The following is a 21,523-nucleotide window of genomic DNA, read 5'->3' as shown; positions in this document are numbered from 1 at the left end:
ATGGCCGCCCCCATCCTGCTCGACACCTGCGCCGCCATCTGGATCGCCAACGGCGACCGCATCGCCCCCGAGGCGCTGGAGCGGCTCGCGGACGCCCGCGAAGCCGGGCAGCCGATCCACGTCTGCCCCATGACGGCCTGGGAGATCGGACAGCTGGTGGCCTCCCGAAGGATCGCGCTGGCGCAGTCGCCGGCCGGCTGGTTCCGCGCCCTCACCGGGCTGCCGGGCATCGCTCTCGCGCCGATGCCGCCGGACCTCCTGATCGACGCGTCCTTCCTGCCGGACGAGCCACCGCGCGACCCGGTGGACCGGATCATGATCGCCGCCGCGCGTCACCACGGCTACCAGCTGATGACGCGCGATCGGCAGATCCTCGCCTTCGCCGCGCGCGGACACCTCCAGGCGATCGCCTGCTGACCTACTTCCTCAGGCTCGCGAAATAGGCCGCGAGGTCGGCCGCCTCGTCGCGGCTCAGGGCCAGTTGCGGCATCTGCGGGTGCGGCTTCAGGAGCCGGAAGGCGAGCCAGGCGGCGGCGATGTCGCCGTCGCGTGCGGCAAGGGCGGCGAAGGTGGGGGCATCGCTCGCGGCGCGTTGCTGGCCGGGCCCCACCACGTGGCAGCCCACGCACCAGCGCTCCGCCAGGGCGCGCCCGGCCGTGGCGTCGGGCCGGTGCACCGGCGCGGCGAGGGCCGCCGATGCGGCGAGCGCGGCGGCGGCGAGGCAGATGGCGGACGAGAACTTGCCGAGGTGCGGCACGGGCGGCTCCCACGCAGAAACGAATCAAGTAGAGCACGGCGTGGCCGGCGTCTCATTGATCCCGAGCCTGGCGCCGGAAAGCCGCTCTCACTTCACCAGGACCTCGACCTCCTGGTCGTGGCCGGCGTCGACCTTGAACTCGCGGCTGAAGTTCTTGCCGCCGTTGCGGGCGATGGCGACATAGTCGCCCTCGGTAAGCACGAACACCGGGAAGGCGCCGATGGATTCCTTGATGGTGTCGCCGCCGGGCGTGATGACGGTCCACTGCGTGTCGGCCTGGGCCTCGCCGCCCTGCGCCTTCACCAGCTTCAGCATCACCTGCGCGGCGCGATGGTGCATGGTCGCGTCGGTGAGCTTGCCGGGCTGGACCGAGACGTCGGCGCGCACCACCGCGTTGGCGTCGCCATAGGTGGACACCACGTGGTAGGTGCCTTCCGGCAGCAGCACCACCTCGCCGGCGCCGGCGCTGCGATAATAAGGCTGGGTCGAGGTGCGCCCCTGCAGGAACGAGCCCTCGAAGATGTCGAAGGTGACCTTCTGCGGCGCGATCGCCTTGTTCTCCACGTCCGCCTCCAGGCGCAGGCCGCCGGCCGGCAGCAGGAAGCCCTCGCGCCGCGACACCGGCCCGACCACCACGCGCTGCGCCGTGTTCGCCAGCCCGTAGCTGGCGTGGACGATGTAGCCGCCGGGGGTCAGGAAGAAGACCGGCGCCGCGTCCGTGCTCTCCGCCACCAGCGGGAAGGCGCCGGAGGCTTCCGGCCGGTCCGCGAACACGCGCCAGATGACGCTGCGGGGAACGGTCGGCCCTTCGGGCGAGAAGCGGGCGAACACGCCCAGCGCCGCCTTGCCGGGAGGCGAGGGTGGCAGCACCGCATGGGGCTCGCGCGCGCCGGCGCCGCCCTGGCCGGGAACGATGGCGCGCGGCGGCCCGGACGGAGGCGGCGCGAACGGCCCGGCCTGGGGAACGGCGGAAGGCGGGGTGCCGAGGAACTGCAGGCTCTGCCCGGCCGCGGGCGCGACCGCGGCGGCAAGCATCAGTCCGGCCGCCATCGCTCCCGCCAAGGCGCGGCGCCCGACCCGGCGCGCGCTGCGGCGCAGGCCGGGTGCGAAAGCGAAAGCGGGGCAAGAAGCATCCATGGCATTGAGGTGCACAAAATTCCGGGCGGATTCAAGTCCGGCCCGTGGGACCGGCTCCGGCGCCCGGCATCGCGCAGCGCTTTACACCCTGCGCCATGGCGCTTGGCATCCTGCGCCGCCGCGCCTATATGGCGGCGCCCGCCGCCGCGGGCTTTCTTCCATTGCGTTGCCACAGAAGGCTTTGCCGATGCCCGATGCCCTTGAATTGCTGCGCACCCGCCGCTCCTCCCGCGTCATCGACCTGAAGGCCCCGGGCCCGTCGGCGCCGGACCTCGACACCATCCTCACCATCGCCGCGCGGGTGCCGGACCACGGCAAGCTCGCGCCGTGGCGCTTCATCGTCCTGGAGGGCGAGGGCCGCGCGCGGGCCGGCGCGGCGATCGCGGCCGTGTTCGCCGCCCGCAACCCGGAGGCGGAGCCGAAGCGGATCGAGGAGGAGCGCGGCCGCTTCCTGCGCGCCCCCCTGGTGGTGGCGGTGGTCTCGCGCGCCGCCCCGCACGTGAAGATTCCGGAATGGGAGCAGGTGATGTCGTCCGCCGCCTGCTGCCAGAACATGCTGCTCGCCGCCGCCGCGCTCGGCTACGGCGCCACCTGGATCAGCGAATGGCCGGCCACCGACGCCGACGCCCGCGCCGCCCTCGGCCTCGAGGGGCACGAGCGCATCACCGGCTTCGTCTATCTGGGCAGCGTCGATGCGGCGCTGGAGGACCGCCCGCGTCCGGCGCTCTCGGACATCGTCACGCGTTTTTGACCGGGCGCCTCGCCCCGGCGCGGCAGCAGCCCTCCACGTGGTCGTCCACGAGGCCGCAGGCCTGCATGGCGGCGTAGACGATGGTGGGGCCGCAGAACTTGAAGCCCGCCGCCTTCAGCCGCTTGGAGAGGGCGCGGGACTGCTCGGTCTCGGCCGGAATGTCGGCCATGCGGCGCGGGCGGTTGAAGCGGGTCTCGCCGCCCACCGCCTCCCACATGAAGTCCGAGAAGGCGACGCCCTTCTCGCGCAGGTCCAGATACGCCCGCGCCGAAAGCACCGTGCCCTCCACCTTGGCGCGGTTGCGCACGATGCCCGCGTCTGCCATCAGCGCCGCGATCTTCGCGGGGCCATAGCGGGCGATGATCTCCGGCTCGAAGCCGTCGAAGGCGCGGCGGAAGTTCTCCCGCTTGCGCAGGATGGTGATCCAGGCGAGCCCGGCCTGGAAGCCGTCCAGCACCAGCTTCTCGAACAGGGCCCGGCTGTCGCGCTCCGGCACGCCCCATTCGGTGTCATGGTAGGCGACATAGAGCGGGTCGGTGCCGCACCAGCGGCAGCGCATCCGGCCGTCCGCATGGAGCGGGGCGTCCTCGGTGGGCTTGGTCACGGGGTCTGCGATCCTTCTGCCGCGCTCACTCGGCCTCCATGGCGAAGGTGGCCCATTGTGGCCGCCGCAGCTTCACCTCGTGGCCGCCGGCCACCAGCGGGATGCCGGCGGCCTTGGCGTCGGCGGCGCGGTCGAGCCGCACCAAGGCGATGGCGGTGCCGTCCGCCGCCGAGCCGACGCGGCCGACGCTCTTCTCGCCGGCCATGATCTCGCTGCCCGGCTCCAGCGCGGCATCGAGCAGCGCCTGCACCGCGCGGGTGCGGGCGGTGCCCCGGTGCTGCATGCGCGCCACCACCTCCTGGCCCACATAGCAGCCCTTCTTGAAGTCGACGCCGCCGAGCTGGTCCATGTCGGCCTCGTGCGGAAAGGCGTCGCCATAGGCGAAGTCCGGGCCGCCCTTCGGGATGCCCAGCGCGATGCGGTGCGCCTCATAGGCGGTGGCGTCGCCGGAGAGCGCGGCGGCATCCGCCGCCGGCAGCACCAGCCGGCTGCCGAGCGCGTCGAGCCGGGGGTCGGCAAAGAGCCGGCCCGCCGGCGCGCCGCCGTCGCCGAACACCGCCGCGACGGCGAGGTCCGCCGCCTCCTCGCACGTCACCTGGGCGCGCAGCTTGTAGAAGCCGAGCCGCTTCAGGAGATCGGCGAGCTGGCTCCTCGGGGCGTCGAGCAGGAAGCTGTCGCCGCCTTCGTCATAGAGCAGGAAGTCGGCGATGATCTTGCCCTGCGGGAACAGGAGCGCGCCGTAGCGCGAGCCGCCGGCCGGCAGATCGGCGACGTTGCAGGTGAGGATATTGTGCAGGAAATGGCGCGCATCGGGGCCATGGACACGAATGAGCGCACGATCAGTCAAATGAACGACGGGCATGGGACCGTCCTTGTCAGAAATAAAAACTCATCATAAAGCCCGCTGCGCCCTGCCCTCAAGAGCGAGACCCGCGCCATGGCCCAGACCTTCGACCTCCTCATCAAGGGCGGCACCGCGGCGACGCCGGCCGGCATCGGGCCGGCCGACATCGGCGTCTCCGGCGGGCGCATCCGCGCCATCGGCGACCTCTCGCGCGCCGACGCCGGCCGGGTGGTGGACGCGCGCGGGCTCCACGTGCTGCCGGGCGTGATCGACACCCAGGTGCATTTCCGCGAGCCGGGGCTCGACCACAAGGAGGACCTGGAGACGGGCTCGCGCGCCGCCGTCATGGGCGGGGTGACGGGCGTGTTCGAGATGCCCAACACCATCCCCCAGACCACCTCGGCCGAGGCGCTCGCGGACAAGGTGGAGCGCGCCACGGCGCGCATGCACTGCGACTTCGCCTTCTACGTGGGCGGCACCCACGACAACGTGACCGACCTGCCGGAGCTGGAGCGCCTGCCGGGCGCCGCCGGCATCAAGGTGTTCATCGGCTCCTCCACCGGCTCGCTGCTGGTGGCGGACGATCCGGGCGTGAAGGCGATCCTGAAGGTGATCCGCCGCCGCGCCGCCTTCCACTGCGAGGACGAGCCGCGCCTCCTGGAGCGCAAGGCCCTGCGCGTGCCCGGGGACGCCTCCTCGCATCCGGTGTGGCGCGACGAGGTGGCGGCGCTCACCGCCACCAGGCGCCTCGTGAACCTCGCCCGCGAGACCGGGGCGCGGGTGCACGTGCTGCACGTGACCTCGGCGGAGGAGATGGAATTCCTGGCCGACGCCAAGGACGTGGCCTCGGTGGAGGTGACGCCGCACCACCTCACCATGGCGGCGCCCGACTGCTACGCGCGCCTCGGCACGCTGGCGCAGATGAACCCGCCGGTGCGGGGGGCGCGCCACCGCGAGGGCCTGTGGGCCGGCATCGCCAATGGTGTCGTCGACGTGCTCGGCTCCGACCATGCGCCCCACACGCTGGAGGAGAAGGCCAAGCCCTATCCCGACAGCCCCTCGGGCATGACCGGCGTGCAGACCCTGGTGCCGCTGATGCTCGACCACGTGGCGGCGGGCCGCCTGACGCTGGAGCGGTTCGTGGATCTGTCCAGCGCCGGGCCGGCGCGGCTGTTCAACATCGCCTGCAAGGGCCGGATCGCGGTCGGCTACGACGCCGATTTCACGGTGGTGGACCTGAAGAAGCGCGCCACCATCACCAATGGCTGGATCGCCTCGCGCGCCCAGTGGACGCCCTATGACGGCGTCGAGGTCACGGGCTGGCCGGTGGGCACCTTCGTGCGCGGCGCGCGGGTGATGTGGGAGGGGGAGCTCGCCGCCCCCTCCACCGGCGCGCCGATCCGCTTCCTGGAGACGCTGGCGGGCCGCTGAGCGCGCTAGCCATCCAGTCGCGCGCAGCGGCGCAGCTCCGCGCTCCGTTCCCGCTCCGCCGTCATGCTCCGGCTTGGCCGGGGGGCGCCGGTGCGCGATGGCCCCAGGATAGCGCGCAACCCCCCGGCGTTTCTGCCCCCTCACCCTGCCCTCTCCCCGCCGGGGAGAGGGTTCGCCCCATGCGCGAGGGAGCTCCCTCTCCCGGAGGGAGAGGGTGGGGATGAGGGGTTTGCCGGCCAGAAGGCCATCTCCTCCGTGATGCGGAAGATGGTCATCATCTCCCGCAACGCCGCTGCCGGCAACATGAACACAGTTGCTCGACCGGAGCATCCGCTCCACCGCCGACCAAAGGAAGAGCGGCGTGGGCCCTCCGGTCAAGCCGGAGGGCGACGGCGGGGAAGGCGCTCTCAGTCGCCGCGCCGGCGGGCCGGCATCGCACCCCCTGCCTGCTGATCCCTCACTGCCGTCATGCTCCGGCTTGACCGGAGCATCCATGCCGCCTCCCCAGCTTGCGCCCGGCCGCAGGATGGGCCCTCCGGTCAAGCCGGAGGGCGACGGCGGGGGAGGCGCTCTCAGCCGCCCCGCGCCGGCGGGCCGGCATCGCACCCCCTGCCTGCGGCCCCCTCACTGCCGTCATGCTCCGGCTTGACCGGAGCATCCACGCCCCCTCCCCAGCTTGCGCCCGGTCGCAGGATGGGCCCTCCGGTCGAGCCGGAGGGCGACGGCGGGGGAGGCGTTCTCAGCCGCCGCGCCGGCGGGCCGGCATCGCACCCCCTGCCTGCTGATCCCTCCCTGCCGTCATGCTCCGGCTTGACCGGAGCATCCATGCCGCCTCCCCAGCTTGCGCCCGGCCGCAGGATGGGCCCTCCGGTCAAGCCGGAGGGCGACGGCGGGGGAGGCGTTCTCAGTCGCCGCGCCGGCGGAACGGCGGGCCGGCATCGCACCCCCTGCCTGCGGATCCCTCACTGCCGTCATGCTCCGGCTTGACCGGAGCATCCACGCCCCCTCCCCGCATTCCGCCCGGCCGCAGGATGGGCCCTCCGGTCAAGCCGGAGGGCGACGGCGGGGAAGGCGTTCTCAGTCGCCGCGCCAGCGGAGAGGAAGCGCAAGCGCGGCCGGCCGTCAAGCACCGCAGGGGAAAGGGGATAAGGCGGTCGCCAGGGCCCGCGGGCGCTTTTCCTTTGGCGGCGCCCGGCGCACTGTCGCGCCATGCACGAGCCCGCGCCGCCGCCGCAGCCCATGGTCCCCGCCCGCGCCGTGGTGGGCTGGATCCTGTTCGATCCCGCCTGCCAGCCCTATTTCACCCTCATCACCACCTTCATCTTCGCCCCTTATTTCGCCTCCACCGTGGCGGCGACGCCGGCTGAGGGACAGGCGCTGTGGGGCTTCGCCACCGGCGCGGCGGGGCTGGTGATCGCGCTCTGCTCGCCCTTCCTCGGCGCGGTGGCGGACGCGGCGGGTCGGCGCAAGCCGTGGATCGCGGCGTTCGGCGCCATGCTGGTGCTGGGGTCGTCGCTCTTGTGGTTCGCGGAGCCGGGCAACGGGGCTCGCATCCCCCTGATCCTGATCGCTTTCGCCATCGGCACCATCGGCGCCGAGTTCGCCACCGTGTTCAACAACTCCATCATGCCGACGCTGGTGCCGCCAGAGCGGCTCGGCCGACTCTCGGGCACCGGATGGGCCGCGGGCTATTTCGGCGGCCTGGTCTCGCTCGCCATCATGCTGGCCTTCTTCTCCACCCAGCCGGCCACCGGCCTCACCCTGCTCGGCCTGCCGCCGGCGCTCGGGCTCGACGCGGCGGCGCGCGAGGGCGACCGCTTCTCGGGGCCGTTCACGGCGCTCTGGTTCCTGGTGCTGGTGGCGCCCATGTTCCTATTCGTGCCGGACGCGCCGAAGGCCATGCCGCTCAAGGCGGCCATGCGGACGGCGGTGGCGGAGATGCGCGCCATGCTGCCGAAGCTGAAGGCGCGCCCCGCGCTGGCGCGCTTCCTCCTCGCCAACATGGTCTATGCCGACGGCCTCGTGGCGCTGTTCGCCTTCGGCGGCATCTATGCGGCCGGCACCTTCGGCTGGGGCTCGATCGAGATCGGCATCTTCGGCATCCTGCTCACCATAACCGGCACGCTCGGCGCGTTCGCCGGCGGGCGGCTCGACGACCGGTTCGGCGCGCGCGCCGTGATCCTCGGCGCGCTCTGCGTGCTGATCCTCGCCGCCATCGGCATTCTGTCGCTGGAGAAGGACGCGCTGGTCTTCGGCCTCGTGCCCACGGCGCCGGCCGAGGGCCTGTTCGCCACCTGGCCGGAGAAGGCCTATGTGGGCATCGGCCTGTTCATCGGCCTGGTGGCGGGGCCGCTGCAGGCGGCCTCGCGCACCCTGCTGGTCCGGCTCGCGCCGGCGGAGAACCTCTCCGAGTGCTTCGGGCTGTTCGCCCTCTCGGGAAAGATCACCTCGTTCGCCGCCCCCACCTCGGTGGCGGTGGTCACCGCCCTCACCGCCAGCCAGCGGGCCGGCGTGGCGGTGCTGGTGGTCTTCTTCACCCTCGGCGCGGTGCTGATCGCCGGGGTGCGCGGCGCGCCTCAGCCGGGCAGGCGCGCGTCGTAGGCCTTGGCCAGGGGATCGAGCACGTTCCAGAAGGCGGAGCGCGGGACCCCCTCCAGCACCTCGGCGAGCAGATGCAGGTGGGCGTGCCAGCCGCCGGAGACGCTGAGCATGGCGGCCCGGTCGGCGAGGCGGCGGTGGGTGAGCACCAGGCGCACATGGTCGCCGTCGGGCATCAGCTCGATCAGCACCTCGGAGGCCGGCCGGCCCTCCTTGTCGAGCCCGAAGGTGAAGCCGAGCCGGCGCTCCGGCTCCCAGGCGGTGATGCGTCCCTCCAGATGCTGCGTGCCGCCATGGCAGGCGTGCGGTCCGGTGGCCGGCACCGGCGGGTCGCCCAAGGTGTCGTTCTCGAAGGTGAGCGCGACCGCCCCGCCCACGAACGGCTCCATGGTGCCGGCGGCGAGCCACTTGGCGCGCAGCTCCGACTGGGTGAGGTGGCTCCAGACCCGCGCCGACGGGCCCTTCAGGCGCCGCTCGAAGCGGACGGCGCCCGCCTCGGTGACGACGCCCATGGCGGCTTCGGCCGCTTGGGCGGGGGTGGCCGCGGGGGCGCGGGCGAAGGCGGTCTCGGTCATCGGCTCGTCTCCGTGTCGTCGTCGGGGGTGTCCAAGGCGGCCGCGAGGTCATCGAGGCGCGTGCTCCAGAAGCGCCGCGTGCTGGCGATCCACGCCTCCATCCCGTCGAGGCCGTCGGGATCGAGGCTGTAGATGCGCCGCTGCCCCTCGCCCCGAACCCGCACCAGCCCGGCCTGACGCAGGGTCTTGAGGTGCTGGGAGATGGCCGGCGCGCTGAGCGAGAACGCGGCGACGATGTCTCCCGCCGCCATCTCGCCCCGGGCGAGGCGTTCGACGATGGCGCGGCGGGTGGGATCGGAAAGGGCTGCGAAGCTGTCCATGGCCTAATATTTTCGTATTCACTTAATTAAGTCAATACAAAAATATATCCCCCGCCTTGCCCTCGTCCGAGCCGTGGAGGAAGGATGGCCGCCGCCCCGCGCGCCGCACCCCGTTCAGGAGGGACCTGCCATGACGCTCCGTTCCATCCGCTTCGACCCCAGGCCCAAGGTGGACCCCGCCGCCGCCACCACGGTCCATGAATGGTACCAGGACCGGACCGGCGCCTTCTCGGGCGGGTTCTGGGCCTCGCAGGCCACAGAGATCGCGGTGAGCTACGAGGAGGACGAGTTCTGCGTGCTCCTGGAGGGCACGGTGGAGCTGACCGACGCCTCCGGTCATACCGAGACCTACGAGGCTGGCGCCTCCTTCATGATCCCGGCGGGCTTCACCGGCACCTGGAGGAGCGTGACGCCGGTGCGCAAGTTCTACGTGGTGCACCTCCCGAAGCAGGCCTCGCCCGCCTGACGCGCGCGCCGGAACCTTCCGCCTGCGCGGCGTGTTGCCCTTCCCAGGACCCTGCCTTGGAAGGGAAAGAGCCATGTCGATCCGTCTCCAGATCGCCGCCATGCTGTTCATGATGATTCAGGCGGTGCTGTTCTTCGCCGGCACGCTGCTCCTGCTCCTGTCGCCCCTGTCGGACGACGCCATGGCGCTGATGCCCTGGGTGGTGGCGGTGACGGCGCTCGCGTCGCTGCCGCTGTCGTGGTGGCTCGCGCCGCGGCTGCGCGCCCGCACCTGGCGCCGGGAGGGCGCCATGGAGGCGCTGAAGTAGCGAGCCTTATCCGCCGCCGCCTGGCGGCGGCCAGCGAAATCCGTCGCCGCGCTCGCAATTGAGCCGTCTCGATGCCATTTTGTTCTGCAACAGAATCACGTGGCCCGAGACCTGACCCCTTGACATCGCCCCCCCATCCGCGCCGCCCCGAGGCCGCGCCCGAGCTTCCCGGACTGCGCCCCGGCGGCATCGCCGCCCGCGCGCGCGCGGGTATCGCCCCGGCGGCGGAGGCCGCCTATCTCGCCGGCCTCAACCCCGAGCAGCGCGAGGCGGTGGAGACGCTCGACGGCCCGCTTCTCGTGCTCGCCGGCGCCGGCACCGGCAAGACGCGCGTGCTCACCGCCCGCGTCGCCCACATCCTCGCCACCGGGCGCGCCTTCCCCTCCCAGATCCTCGTCGTCACCTTCACCAACAAGGCGGCGCGGGAGATGAAGGAGCGCATCCACGCCATGGTGGGCGACCAGGTCGAGGGCATGCCCTGGCTCGGCACCTTCCACTCCATCGGCGTGCGCATCCTGAGGCGCCACCACGAGCTGGTGGGGCTGAAGAGCGGCTTCACCATCCTCGACACCGACGACCAGATCCGCCTGCTGAAACAGCTCCTCGCCGCCGAGAACATCGACGAGAAGCGCTGGCCGGCGCGCCTGCTCGCCTCGACCATCGACGGCTGGAAGAACCGCGGCCTCTCGCCCAAGGACGTGCCGCCCGGCGAGGGCGCGGTGTTCGCCAACGGCAAGGGCGGCATGCTCTATGCCGCCTACCAGGCGCGGCTGAAGGCGCTGAACGCGGTCGACTTCGGCGACCTGCTGCTGGAGGGCATCCGGCTGTTCCGCGAGAACCCGGACGTGCTCGCCGAATACCACCGGCGCTTCAAGTACCTGCTGGTGGACGAATACCAGGACACCAACGTCGCCCAGTATCTGTGGCTGCGCCTGCTGGCGCAGGGCTCGAAGAACGTGTGCTGCGTCGGCGACGACGACCAGTCCATCTATGGCTGGCGCGGCGCCGAGGTGGACAACATCCTCAGGTTCGAGAGCGACTTCCCCGGCGCCAAGGTGATCCGGCTGGAGCGCAACTACCGCTCCACCGGGCATATCCTCGCCTCCGCCTCCCACCTCATCGCCCACAATGAGGGCCGGCTGGGCAAGACCCTGTTCTCGGAGGGCGAGGAGGGCGAGCGCGTCACCGTCACCGGCGCGTGGGATTCGGGCGAGGAGGCGCGGGCGGTCGGCGAGGAGATCGAGGCGCTCCAGCGCGCCGGCCACAGGCTGTCCGAGATCGCCATCCTGGTGCGCGCCTCGTTCCAGATGCGCGAGTTCGAGGACCGCTTCGTCACCCTCGGCCTCAACTACCGCGTCATCGGCGGCCCGCGCTTCTACGAGCGGGCGGAGATCCGCGACGCGCTGGCCTATCTGCGCTGCGTGAACTCGGCCGCCGACGACCTCGCCTTCGAGCGCATCGTCAACGTGCCGAAGCGCGGCATCGGCGACGCCACGGTGAAGCAGATCCACGACGTCGCCCGCGCCGCCGGCGTGCCGTTGCAGGAGGCGGCGCGCGCCCTCGCCCAGAGCGAGGAGCTCAAGCCCAAGGTGCGCGCCACCATGCGCGGCCTGATCGAGGCGTTCGACCGCTGGCGCGAGCAGGCGCGCACCCTCTCCCACACCGAGCTCGCCGAGATCGTGCTGGACGAGAGCGGCTATACCGAGATGTGGCAGAAGGACCGCTCGGCCGAGGCCGCGGGCCGGCTGGAAAACCTCAAGGAGCTGGTGCGCTCCATGGAGCCGTTCGAGAACCTCGCCGGCTTCCTGGAGCACATCGCCCTGGTCATGGACACCGACAACGGCGCCGGCGAGGATGCGGTGCAGGTCATGACCCTGCATTCCGCCAAGGGGCTGGAGTTCGACACCGTGTTCCTGCCCGGCTGGGAGGAGGGCCTGTTCCCGCACCAGCGCGCGCTCGACGAGCAGGGCAAGGCGGGCCTGGAGGAGGAGCGGCGCCTCGCTTACGTGGGCATCACCCGCGCCCGCGCCTCGGCGCGCATCTGGTTCGCCTCCAACCGGCGCATCCACGGCTTGTGGAATTCCACCGTGCCGTCGCGCTTCCTCGACGAGCTGCCCGACGCCCACGTGCGAGTGGAGGAGAGCCGCGGCGGCATGGGCTGGGGCGGCTCCTCCTATGGCGGCGGCAGCTACGGCCAGAGCCGGTTCGACCGGGCGGAGCCGTTCGCCGCCTCCTCCTATTCCACGCCCGGCTGGCAGCGGGCGCAGAACAATCGCGGGCGCTCGGATGGCGGCGGGCCGTCCCGCTCCGGCTTCTCCGAGCGGTCCGGCGGCCGCTACGACGCGGGGGCGGCGGGCCGGCGCGGGCCGATGGTGATCGAGGGCACGCTGGTGGCCTCCTCCACCGGCGCGCCGTCGAGCTTCCGCACCGGCGAGCGCGTGTTCCACATCAAGTTCGGCTATGGCGAGATCACCGGCATCGACGGCAACAAGCTCACCGTCCAGTTCGACAAGGCCGGCGAGAAGCGGGTGCTCGAAGCCTTCGTCGACCGGGTGTGATCAGATCGGCGACGCAGGTTTGTCGTTGCGGGAATTCTGCGGTACCACTCGCTGAGCGCGGACAAGCGCTGCGCGTGCCGGCCCAGCCGACGAAGGGCGACGTCAGCGCGGACTGGCGGCCGAGAACGATGCCTCTCACGCATGCGGCTCGTGCGCCGCATGGGGTTGGATTCGGATTGACTGCCCTCCTCGCCTCGAACGTCGCGCTGCTGCTGGTGGAGATGGTGGCCTATTTCGCCGCCATGCTGGCGCTGTTCCGCGCCCGCGCGACGCTCGGGATCGGCGCCTTCTTCTGCGCCCTCGGCAGCCTCCATTTCATGGAGACCTACCTCGCCGCCAGCTATTATGTGGCGCTGCCGCTCGGCGTGTCGCTGTCGCCCGGCTCGGTGGTGATGTTCGCCGGCAAGCTCGCGCTGCTGCTCCTGGTCTATATCCGCGAGGACGCGGTGGTGGCGCGCCAGCCGATCTACGGGCTGATGCTGGGCAACGCCATCCTGCTGGTGCTCGTCGCCCTGCTGCGCACCCACTACGCGACCCCGGCCCCCGGCGCCCCGGCCGACCTCGCCTTCATGGACCAGATGGGCGTGCTCATGGCGTGGGGCACCCTGCTCCTGTTCATCGACTGCGTGGCGCTGATCCTGCTCTACGAGCGCCTCTCCCGCCTGTTCCAGGGTCGGCTGGTGCTGACCATCTGGGCGGCGCTCGCTTTGGTCCTGACCTTCGACCAGATCGCCTTCTTCACGGTGCTGAACCTCTCGCTGGGCGTGCCGCTCTCGGCCGGCATCGGCGGCTGGGCGGGAAAGCTGGCCGCCGCCGCGGTCTATGCGGGCCTGCTGGCGCTCTACCTCACGCGCTTCGAGCACCGCCGGGAGGGAGCGAGCCCGAAGATCACCGATATCTTCGACACCCTTACCTACCGGCAGAAATACGAGAAGCTGGAGATCGCCTCGCGCCACGATGCGCTGACCCAGGTGCTCCACCGGGGCCAGTTCGACCAGCTCGGCCGCGACCTCATCGCCGTCGCCGGCACCAGCGGACAGCCGCTGAGCCTGCTTCTGGTGGACCTGGACGGCTTCAAGGAGGTGAACGACAGGCACGGCCATCCGGTCGGCGACGAGGTGCTGCGCCGTCTCGCCGGAGCGCTCAAGGACGGGCTTCGGCGCGGCGACTACGTGGTGCGCTACGGCGGCGACGAGTTCGCCATCTTCACCCCCGGCGTGAACCATCGCGCGGCCATGCAGATCGCCGCCATGGTCCGCCAGCGCGTGGAGGCGGCGCCGCTGCCGGACGGCATCCAGGCGCAATCGGTCTCCATCGGCATCGCCACCACCCCGGACGACGGAGCGAGCTTGACGGACCTGCTCGCCACGGCCGACAAGCGGCTCTACGCGGCCAAGGGGGCCGGGCGCGACCGTACCGTGGGCGCGTTCGACGCCTGAGCGGCCGGAAACTTCGCCACAGCACCGGACCCCACATGCTCGAAGGCCTGCCCCCCAACGACGCCACCCACGTCATGCGCGTGAGCGCGCCGCGCGACCAGGCCCGGCGCATCGCCGACCTGATCTCGGAGACCTACGACCCGGCCGAGGTGGCGGTGGCCAATTTCGAGGCGCCGGACGGGGAATGGGTGGTGGAGGTGTTCGCCGGCGCCGCGTTCGACCCGGACGACCTGAAGGCGCTGGTCGCCTGCGCCGCCGGGCAGGAGATGGCGGACGTGGTCGCGTTCTCGCAGATCGCCGAGAAGGACTGGGTGGCGGCGAGCCTCGAGGGCCTCGCGCCGGTGGTGGTGGGGCCGTTCATGGTGCACGGCGCCCACGACCGGGCGCGGGTGAAGGGCGCCACCATCGGCATCGAGATCGAGGCGGCGCTCGCCTTCGGCACCGGCCACCACGGCACCACCCAGGGCTGCCTCGCCGCCGTGGCGGACGCCGCCCGGCGCGGCCGGCCGCGGCGCATCCTCGACATCGGCACCGGAACGGGAGTGCTGGCCATCGCCGCGGCGCGGCTGATGCGCACCCGGGTGACGGCGAGCGACATCGACATCGTCGCGGTGAGGACGGCGCGGGAGAATGCGCGCGCCAACAAGGCGGCGCCCCATGTGCGGTTCGTGCATGCGGCGGGCGCGGACGCGCGGGCCATCGGCCAGGACGGCCCCTACGACCTGATCCTCGCCAACATCCTGCTGCCGCCGCTGAAGCGGCTGGCGCGCCCGCTCTGCGGGCTTCTGGCGCCCGGCGGCACGGTGGTGCTCTCAGGCCTGCTCGACGCCCAGGCGCCGGCGGCGCTCGCCGCCTACCGCGCCCAGGGGCTCCATCTGGTGCGCCGCCGCTCCATCGAGGGCTGGACGACGCTCACGCTCGCGCGCGGGGCCGGCCGGCCCCGACCGGGGCGGTAAGGCCGAGGAGTCAGCGCGGGTCGCGCTCGAACCCGTTCAGGTAGCGGGCGATCTCGCGCTCGGCCTGGGCGCTGCGGGCGGCGATGATGGCGTCCAGCACGCGGGCGAAGAAACCCTTGGCGGGGGTGCCCGCCGCCTTGACGGATACGCCCTTGGGGTCGGCGAGGGTCTTCGGGAAGGTCACGGCGCTCATGGAGGCCTCCTGCTGCGACGGTCGGAGTGGGACTGCGACCTTGATGCAATGCAACATATGCCGCACTGCAGCAGAAGAGAATGAATAGGTCAGCATGACTGCCCTGCATTGCGCGCAAGGCGGGCAGACGTGAAATTGATGAAATTCTGAACAATCAGGGACGGCCGGAGCTTCGGAGCCGACCCTCCCGCGCCAACGAAAACGGGCGCCGAAGCGCCCGATTCCACAGCTCGCCGCCAGGGCCGGACGGCGGCCTCAGACCCGCGCCAGCATGGCGACGGAACGGCCGAGGCCTTCGGGCTTCGGCAGAGCGGCATGCGCCGCGCGCATGGTGGCCACCAGTTCCAGGACGTCGTCGGGGAACGGCACCGCGCGGCGCGATTTCAGATCCACGTGGATCGCCAGCTGCTCGCAGGTGGCGGATTCCCAGCCTTCGATGGCATGATGCAGCGTCTGGAACAGGTGCAGGCGCTTCTCGTCATAGTCGACGAGCCGCAGGGTGACGCGAACCGGGCTCTCCGGCTTGAGCTCGCGCAGGTAGCGCACATGCGCTTCCGCCGTGAAGAAGGAGGCGCCGCAGCTTTCCGCATAGTCCGGGCCGAGACCGAGCAGCTGGGACGCCTCGTCCACCGCCCGGTCGAACAGCAGGTTGTAATAGGCCATGTTGAGATGGCCGTTATAGTCGATCCACTCGCGCTCCACCTTCATGGCGGAGGAGACGAAAGGGGCGAAAAACACGGGTTCGAAGTCGATCCGGTGTAGCATGGCGAGCCGCCTGTGACGGTAGGGTTGCTCGATCGTTATTCAGTGTGCCGATGGAACAGGCATTCGTCACGCCCGAAATGATGCAGACGGGGCGTCGGACCGCGAATCAGAAAAGACACTGTCAAGAGGAAACGGCGTCCAAACTGTTGATTCTACCGCCTTCCACATCCGCATTCCCCGCCCGGGCACCATCCCTCACGGATACAAGTTAAGGAATCGTAAATGCTTGTTGCATCCGCGAAATCCGAATCCGAATTGGCCGGGCGTGTCGCGCGCGCCACGCAGGAACTGAAATCGGCGCTCGATCACAAAATCGTGACAAACCCGGTCATCCGGTCCCAGCACGCCAATGTCACCACCTACCTACCGAACGAGCCGCCGGACCTCGTCGTGTTCGCCGAGAGCGCGGAGGACGTGCAGCGGGCGGTGCGCATCTGCGCGGCCCACAGGGTGCCGGTGATCCCCTGGGGCGCGGGCACCTCGCTGGAGGGCCAGGTGAACGCCCCCCTGGGCGGCGTGTGCATCGACCTCTCGCGCATGAACCGCATCCTCGCGATCAATGCCGGGGACCTGGACTGCGTCATCGAGCCCGGCGTCACCCGCAAGCGGCTGAATGAGGAGTTGCGCGACCGGGGCCTGTTCTTCCCCATCGATCCCGGCGCCGACGCCTCGCTCGGCGGCATGGCCTCCACCCGCGCCTCCGGCACCAATGCGGTGCGCTACGGCACCATGAAGGACAACGTGCTCTCGCTCGACGTGGTCACCGCCTCGGGCGAGCTGATCACCACCGCGACGCGGGCCCGCAAGTCCTCGGCGGGCTACGACCTCACCCGCCTCTATGTGGGCGCCGAGGGCACGCTCGGCATCATCACCTCCATCACGCTGAAGCTGTACGGCATCCCGGAGGCGATATCCGCGGCGGTGTGCCCGTTCCCCTCCATCGAGGCGGCGTGCAACGCGGTGATCATGACCATCCAGTCCGGCATTCCGGTGGCCCGCATCGAGCTCCTGGACGAGGTGCAGGTGCGCGCCTCCAACGCCTATGCCAAGCTCACGCTCGCCGAGACCCCGACCCTGTTCCTGGAGTTCCACGGCACCGAGGCGAGCGTCCACGAGCAGGCGGACCGCTTCGGCGCCATCGCCGCCGAGTTCGGCGGCGGCCCCGCCGCCTTCGCGGTCAAGCCCGAGGAGCGCTCGAGGCTCTGGCAGGCGCGCCACGACGCCTACTGGTCGGCGCTGCCGCTGCGCCCCGGCGCCAAGGCGGTGGCCACCGACGTGTGCGTGCCGATCTCGCGCCTCGCCGAATGCGTCATGGAGACCAAGCGTGACATCGAGGAGATGGGCCTCGTCGCCCCCATCGTCGGCCATGTGGGCGACGGCAACTTCCACACCACGCTGATGGTGGACCACGCCGATCCGGCGGACGTGGAGAAGGCCCACCTCTACATGAAGCGCCTCGTCGCCCGCGCGCTCGCCATGGGCGGCACCTGCACCGGCGAGCACGGGGTGGGCCAGGGCAAGATGGGCTACATGGCGGCCGAGCACGGCGAGGCGGCGCTCGAGGTGATGCGCGCCATCAAGCGCACGCTCGATCCCGACAACATCATGAATCCGGGCAAGATCGTCGCGATCTGATCGCAATCGCGCGCCATAGGGTCTCGTTGGCGCCGCGCTGCGGCGCACAACCTTTCGGGAGTACGGGTGTGCAGGGCATCCTGATAAGCCTCGCCTCGGCGGTGATCCTCGCCATCGGCGGCGCGTTCGCGGCGCCCTACGTGGTGGACTGGAACGCCTGGCGCGGCACGTTCGAGAGCGAGATCGGCCACGCCATCGGCCTGCCGGTGGTGATCCGCGGGCCCATCGACGCCCAGATCCTGCCGGCGCCCCGCATCGTCCTGCGCGACGTGACGCTGGGAGACGTGGTCTCCACCGGCGGCACCGTGAAGGAGCTGCGCGCAGAGCTCTCGCTCGGCGCGCTGATGCGCGGCGAGGTGGAGGCGACCGGGGTCGCGCTGGTGCGACCGCAGATGCGCCTGGTGCTCGATTCCGCCGGCCGCTTCGCCCTGCCCACCGGCGCCGGGCGCCCCACCGAGCTGTCGGTCGCCAAGTTCGAGATCGAGAACGGCAGCCTCGACCTGCTCGACCGGGCGTCCGACCGCACCGTCACCCTCACCGACCTCGACCTCAGGGGCGAGGCGCGCTCGCTGTCCGGCCCGCTCCGGCTCGACGGCGAGGTGGAGGCGGCTGGCGCCCGCTTCGGCCTGCGCTCCACCCTCGGCACGGCCGGCGCGGACGGCACGGGCCGCCTGCGCATGGTGCTCGACGGGCGCACCAGCCCGTTCGGCGCGGACCTTGACGGCGCCCTCGGCTTCGATGCCGGCAAGCCGCGCTTCGAGGGCCGCGCCGCCCTGACCCGCCGCGGCCGGAGCGGCCTCGAGGCCTGGCAGCTGTCGGCCCAGGTCCGCGCCACGCCCGAGGCTGTGGTGGCGACGGGCCTCGACCTCGCGCTCGGCGGCGCGGCGACCCCGCCGCAGCTCTCCGGCTCGGCGCGCCTGTCCCTGGGCCGTGCCGCGGGCCTCGATGCGGTGCTGAACGGCCGCAGTCTCGATCTCGACGCGCTGGGCCGCGGACCGGACGACGCCCAGGACGCGGCGGCGAGCCCGCTCTCCGCCTTCGCGCGCTTCCTCGGGGTGTTCGCCCAGCTGCCGACGCCGCAGGCGGCCTCGCGCATCGGCGTGGCGGTGGACCAGCTCATGCTCGGCGGCACGCTGGTGCGCGACGCCCGCGCCGACGTCTCGGGCGGCCCGGCCGGCTGGCGCATCGACACCGCCGAGGCGCTGCTGCCCGGCGCGGCGTCGCTGCGCCTGTCGAACGTGCCCATGCGCGCCGCGCCGGCGGGCACCGCCAAGGCGGGGCCCCTGGGCGATGCCGAGCTGAGCGGGGAGGCGCAGTTCACCGCCGACGATCCCGCCGCTTTCCTGCGCTGGGCCGCCGCGGGGGTGCCGCGCGAATACGCGGCGGCGCTGAGGGGGCCGGCGCGCCTCGCCGCCCGGTTCGAGCTGGCGCCCGGCCGCATCGCGCTCCAGCGCATCGACGGCGCCTTCGGCCAAAGCCGCGTCACCGGCAGCGCCGCCGCGGCGCTCGACGGGCCGGCGCCGCGCCTCGACCTCGACCTCGCCATGGACGGGTTCGACCTCGACCCGATCATCGCCGCCCTGCGCGCGGCCGCCATGAGCACCGGCGGCGGCGCCGACGCCAAGCTGACGCTGAAGGGCCAGAACCTGTCCCTGTCCGGCCTGCCGGCGCGCGGGCTCCTGGTCGACGCCGCCGCCACCGGCGGCAGCTGGCGCGTCTCCCGCCTCAAGGTGGACGACCTGGGCGGCATCAGGCTGGAAGGCGCCGGCTGGATGGAGAACTTCTCCACCGTGCCGCGCGGCGAGCTGAACCTCTCCGTCACCGGCCCCAAGGCCGATGGCCTGGTGCCGGTGGTGCGCCTGGTGGCGGGCGATGCGCCCGCGGACGTGCTGGCGCGCCTGCTGCCGGTGGCCGGGCCGGTGAAGCTCACCAGCGCCGCGGTCTGGTCGCAGGGCGGCGGGCGCTCGGTCTCGGCCGAGGGCACGCTCGGCCTGCTCGCGGGCACGGTCGGCTTCCAGCGCCCCTCGCAGGGCGTGCCGCTGAGCGTTGCCGTCAAGGCGGACGCCACCGATGCCGGCCGGGTGCTGGCGGCGCTCGGCGCCGAGGGGCTCGGACCCCGGCTCGGCCCGGCCTCCGGGCAGTTCTCCGCCGACCCGCTCACCGACGGGCAGTACCGCGTGCGCGGACGCCTCTCCGTCGCGGGCCTCAATTTCAGCGGCGACGGCACCGCCTCGCTCGGCGCCGACGGCACGGTGACGCCTCGCCTCGCCATGCGGGTGGACGGCGGCGACCTCGGCCGCCTCCTGCCCCAGGTGGCCGCCGCCGCGGACGGTCCGGCGCCCGTGGCCCTCGCCTTCGGGTTCTCCCGCGAGGGCGGGACGGCGCAGCTGCAGAACCTTTCCGGGTCGCTCGCCGGCGCGCCGATCTCGGGCACGGTGGCGATCGAGCCCGGCGCCGCGCCCCGGCTGTCCGGGCGGCTCGCCTTCGACGTGCTCTCTTTGCCGCGCCTGCTCGCCCTCACCGGCGCCCGCGCCCCCGAGCCGGACGCGGGCGCGCCATGGGCCACCGGGCGCTTCCAGGGCGCCGCCGTCGCCCATGCGGCCGTCGACCTGGAGCTTGCCGCCGACCGCCTCGCCGTGCTCGGCCCCTATGCCGCCACCGGCGCCCGCCTGCGGCTGGTCAGCGACGGGAACGGCGTCGAGGTGCGCGACCTGTCGGCCACCTTCGGCGGCGGGCAGGTGGGGGGGCGGCTCAAGCTGGGCCACGACGGCGACGCCATCGCCGCCGAGGGCCGCCTGGTGCTCGACCGGGTGGACGCCGCCGCCCTCGCCGCCCCGACCGGCGCGCGCACCCCGCCCGCCGGCAAGGTGTCGCTCGCCCTCGACCTGGGCGGCAGCGGGCGCTCCATGGCGGCGCTGGTCCAGTCGCTGTCCGGGCAGGGCACGCTGAAGGTCGCCCCGCTCCGCATCGACGCCGCCGATCCCGGCGCGCTCGCCGCGGTGCTGGCCGAGACCGACGCGCTCCAGCCGCCGCCGGACGAGCGCCGCGTCGCCCAGCTGCTGGAACGGGCGCTCGGCCGCGCGCCGCTGGCCCTGCCGGCGGCCGAGACCACGCTCGCGGTGCTGAACGGCACCGCGCGCACCTCGCCGGTGCGGGCCTCCGCCCAGGGGGTCAACGTCACCCTCGACGGCAGCCTGGACCTGGCGCGGCTCGCCATGGAGGCGCAGATCGGCCTCGAAGGCGCCGAGGTGGCGGGCGGCATTCCCGGCGCGCAGATCTCCTGGCGCGGCCCGGTGGCCAATCCGCAGCGCCGGGTGACGGCATCGGGCCTCACCAGCGTCATCGCCCTGCGCGCCATCGAGCGCGAGACCCGCCGGCTGGAGCAGGAGCGCGCCGGCGCGGCCACGCCCCCCGCCGTCCCGCCCACGCCCGCTCCGGCCCCATCCGGTCCGGTCCCGTCCAGCGCGCCCCAGGCACCGCCGCCGGTGCCCGCGACGCTGCCGGCCCGGCCGGCGGCGGTGCCCGCCGCACCCACCCCGGCCGCCTTGGCGCCACGCCCCGCGCCGGCCGCTCCGCCACCCGCCAGCGCCGCTCCGGCAGCGGTCCCGCCCGCGCCGACGCCGACCGCGCTCCCCGCCGGCCCGGCGGCACCGGCGCCGGCGGTTCAGGCGCCGCCGGCCGCGCGTCCGGCTCCCGCGGCTGCGCCCCAGGCGGTCGCGCCACCGCTCCCGGCGTCACCCGCCCCGGCGCCAAGCCAGATCGTCCGGCCGGCTCCGTCACAGGCGACGGTCCCGGCCCCGCCGCCGGCCGCTGCCCCGACGCCCGTGACCGCGCCGCCCGTGGCGCCACCGGTGCAGCAGGCACCGGCGCCCGACGCGGTCGAGCGCCGGCCCGCCCCGCCCCCGGCCTCCCAGAGCTTCGGGGTGGGAACCACGCCGCCGCCGGAGGCGCCCGCCCGCCGGCCGGCCGCTCCGGCGAGCGCGGACGCCCCGCGACCGTCCCACCCGGCGGACACGCCGGCGCCGCGCCGCGCCGCCGAGACACGGCACCAGCAGAGCCTGCCGGCTCCGGCCGCGCCGCCGCCGGCCGCCCAGGCCGAGCCGTCGCTGCCGCCCGCCCAAGGCTTCGGCGACGTCCCGCGCCCGCCGGCCCTGGTGGGCGGGCGCTGAGCGCCGAGCGCGGGCCGC

At 72.8% G+C, this 21,523-nt stretch carries 19 protein-coding genes; 11 read left to right on the top strand and 8 right to left on the bottom strand.

The window, feature by feature from the left end:
* The gene (locus tag V5F67_RS03845) at nt 1-417 is read left to right on the top strand and encodes a type II toxin-antitoxin system VapC family toxin (protein ID WP_394021565.1); all 417 of its coding nucleotides are present in this window, start codon (nt 1-3) and stop codon (nt 415-417) included.
* Between the two features lies 1 nt (nt 418).
* Here V5F67_RS03845 and V5F67_RS03840 read toward each other — a convergent pair whose 3' ends face one another.
* Both V5F67_RS03840 and V5F67_RS03835 read right to left on the bottom strand, forming a co-directional pair.
* Complete coding sequence (locus tag V5F67_RS03840; protein ID WP_394021566.1) at nt 419-757, bottom strand: c-type cytochrome; 339 nt, start codon at nt 755-757, stop codon at nt 419-421.
* Nucleotides 758-844: 87 nt separating this feature from the next.
* Complete coding sequence (locus V5F67_RS03835; protein WP_394021567.1) at nt 845-1,807, bottom strand: RgsD C-terminal domain-containing protein; 963 nt, start codon at nt 1,805-1,807, stop codon at nt 845-847.
* A 274-nt stretch (nt 1,808-2,081) separates the two neighbouring features.
* On the opposite strand from V5F67_RS03835, the gene V5F67_RS03830 reads away from it, so the two are divergent.
* A complete protein-coding gene (locus tag V5F67_RS03830; protein WP_394021568.1) occupies nt 2,082-2,645 on the top strand; it encodes a nitroreductase family protein in 564 nt (187 codons plus the stop codon).
* On the opposite strand, the gene V5F67_RS03825 is transcribed toward V5F67_RS03830, so the two are convergent.
* Nucleotides 2,632-3,204 (bottom strand): DNA-3-methyladenine glycosylase I, encoded by a 573-nt coding sequence (locus tag V5F67_RS03825; protein ID WP_394021589.1) that lies wholly within the window; start codon nt 3,202-3,204, stop codon nt 2,632-2,634. The two genes, V5F67_RS03830 and V5F67_RS03825, sit on opposite strands and share 14 nt — an antisense overlap.
* 70 nt (nt 3,205-3,274) lie before the next feature.
* Nucleotides 3,275-4,111, bottom strand: a complete 837-nt coding sequence (gene ygfZ / locus V5F67_RS03820; protein ID WP_394021569.1) for a CAF17-like 4Fe-4S cluster assembly/insertion protein YgfZ — start codon at nt 4,109-4,111, stop codon at nt 3,275-3,277.
* Between the two features lie 75 nt (nt 4,112-4,186).
* Between ygfZ and V5F67_RS03815 the strand changes: the two genes are divergently transcribed.
* Both V5F67_RS03815 and V5F67_RS03810 read left to right on the top strand, forming a co-directional pair.
* Complete coding sequence (locus V5F67_RS03815) at nt 4,187-5,524, top strand: dihydroorotase (protein ID WP_394021570.1); 1,338 nt, start codon at nt 4,187-4,189, stop codon at nt 5,522-5,524.
* Between the two features lie 1,209 nt (nt 5,525-6,733).
* Nucleotides 6,734-8,125, top strand: coding sequence for an MFS transporter (locus tag V5F67_RS03810; protein ID WP_394021571.1), 1,392 nt, complete (start codon nt 6,734-6,736; stop codon nt 8,123-8,125).
* Here the strand turns inward: V5F67_RS03810 and V5F67_RS03805 are convergent.
* Nucleotides 8,101-8,697: an SRPBCC family protein gene (locus tag V5F67_RS03805; RefSeq protein ID WP_394021572.1), complete on the bottom strand. Its 597-nt coding sequence runs from the start codon at nt 8,695-8,697 to the stop codon at nt 8,101-8,103. The two genes, V5F67_RS03810 and V5F67_RS03805, sit on opposite strands and share 25 nt — an antisense overlap.
* Entirely contained in the window at nt 8,694-9,017 is a 324-nt protein-coding gene (locus V5F67_RS03800; protein WP_394021573.1) for an ArsR/SmtB family transcription factor, read from the bottom strand. The genes V5F67_RS03805 and V5F67_RS03800 overlap by 4 nt, the downstream gene beginning before the upstream one ends.
* A gap of 130 nt (nt 9,018-9,147) precedes the next feature.
* On the opposite strand from V5F67_RS03800, the gene V5F67_RS03795 reads away from it, so the two are divergent.
* From V5F67_RS03795 to V5F67_RS03775, 5 genes are all read left to right on the top strand, one after another.
* Nucleotides 9,148-9,483, top strand: a complete 336-nt coding sequence (locus V5F67_RS03795) for a cupin domain-containing protein (protein ID WP_394021574.1) — start codon at nt 9,148-9,150, stop codon at nt 9,481-9,483.
* A 73-nt stretch (nt 9,484-9,556) separates the two neighbouring features.
* Nucleotides 9,557-9,790 (top strand): hypothetical protein, encoded by a 234-nt coding sequence (locus V5F67_RS03790; RefSeq protein ID WP_394021575.1) that lies wholly within the window; start codon nt 9,557-9,559, stop codon nt 9,788-9,790.
* A 71-nt stretch (nt 9,791-9,861) separates the two neighbouring features.
* A complete protein-coding gene (locus V5F67_RS03785; RefSeq protein WP_394021576.1) occupies nt 9,862-12,348 on the top strand; it encodes an ATP-dependent helicase in 2,487 nt (828 codons plus the stop codon).
* A gap of 176 nt (nt 12,349-12,524) precedes the next feature.
* A complete protein-coding gene (locus V5F67_RS03780) occupies nt 12,525-13,787 on the top strand; it encodes a GGDEF domain-containing protein (protein WP_394021577.1) in 1,263 nt (420 codons plus the stop codon).
* A gap of 35 nt (nt 13,788-13,822) precedes the next feature.
* Nucleotides 13,823-14,743 carry a 50S ribosomal protein L11 methyltransferase gene (locus tag V5F67_RS03775; protein WP_394021578.1) on the top strand — a complete coding sequence of 307 codons (921 nt, stop codon included), beginning with the start codon at nt 13,823-13,825 and terminating at the stop codon, nt 14,741-14,743.
* Between the two features lie 10 nt (nt 14,744-14,753).
* On the opposite strand, the gene V5F67_RS03770 is transcribed toward V5F67_RS03775, so the two are convergent.
* Nucleotides 14,754-14,936, bottom strand: coding sequence for a hypothetical protein (locus tag V5F67_RS03770; RefSeq protein ID WP_394021579.1), 183 nt, complete (start codon nt 14,934-14,936; stop codon nt 14,754-14,756).
* A 255-nt stretch (nt 14,937-15,191) separates the two neighbouring features.
* Nucleotides 15,192-15,701: a thioesterase family protein gene (locus tag V5F67_RS03765; protein ID WP_394021580.1), complete on the bottom strand. Its 510-nt coding sequence runs from the start codon at nt 15,699-15,701 to the stop codon at nt 15,192-15,194.
* Nucleotides 15,702-15,923: 222 nt separating this feature from the next.
* Here V5F67_RS03765 and V5F67_RS03760 point away from each other — a divergent pair, with 222 nt between their 5' ends.
* Nucleotides 15,924-17,336 (top strand): FAD-binding oxidoreductase, encoded by a 1,413-nt coding sequence (locus tag V5F67_RS03760; RefSeq protein ID WP_394021581.1) that lies wholly within the window; start codon nt 15,924-15,926, stop codon nt 17,334-17,336.
* A gap of 68 nt (nt 17,337-17,404) precedes the next feature.
* Nucleotides 17,405-21,505 carry an AsmA family protein gene (locus V5F67_RS03755; RefSeq protein WP_509210606.1) on the top strand — a complete coding sequence of 1,367 codons (4,101 nt, stop codon included), beginning with the start codon at nt 17,405-17,407 and terminating at the stop codon, nt 21,503-21,505.
* Nucleotides 21,506-21,523: the final 18 nt, after the last annotated feature.

It is taken from the genome of Xanthobacter pseudotagetidis, assembly GCF_043194795.2.
GTDB lineage: Bacteria > Pseudomonadota > Alphaproteobacteria > Rhizobiales > Xanthobacteraceae > Xanthobacter > Xanthobacter tagetidis_A.
Note: the sequence above shows the minus strand (reverse complement) of the source record. Positions and strands in the feature narration are given on the sequence as shown.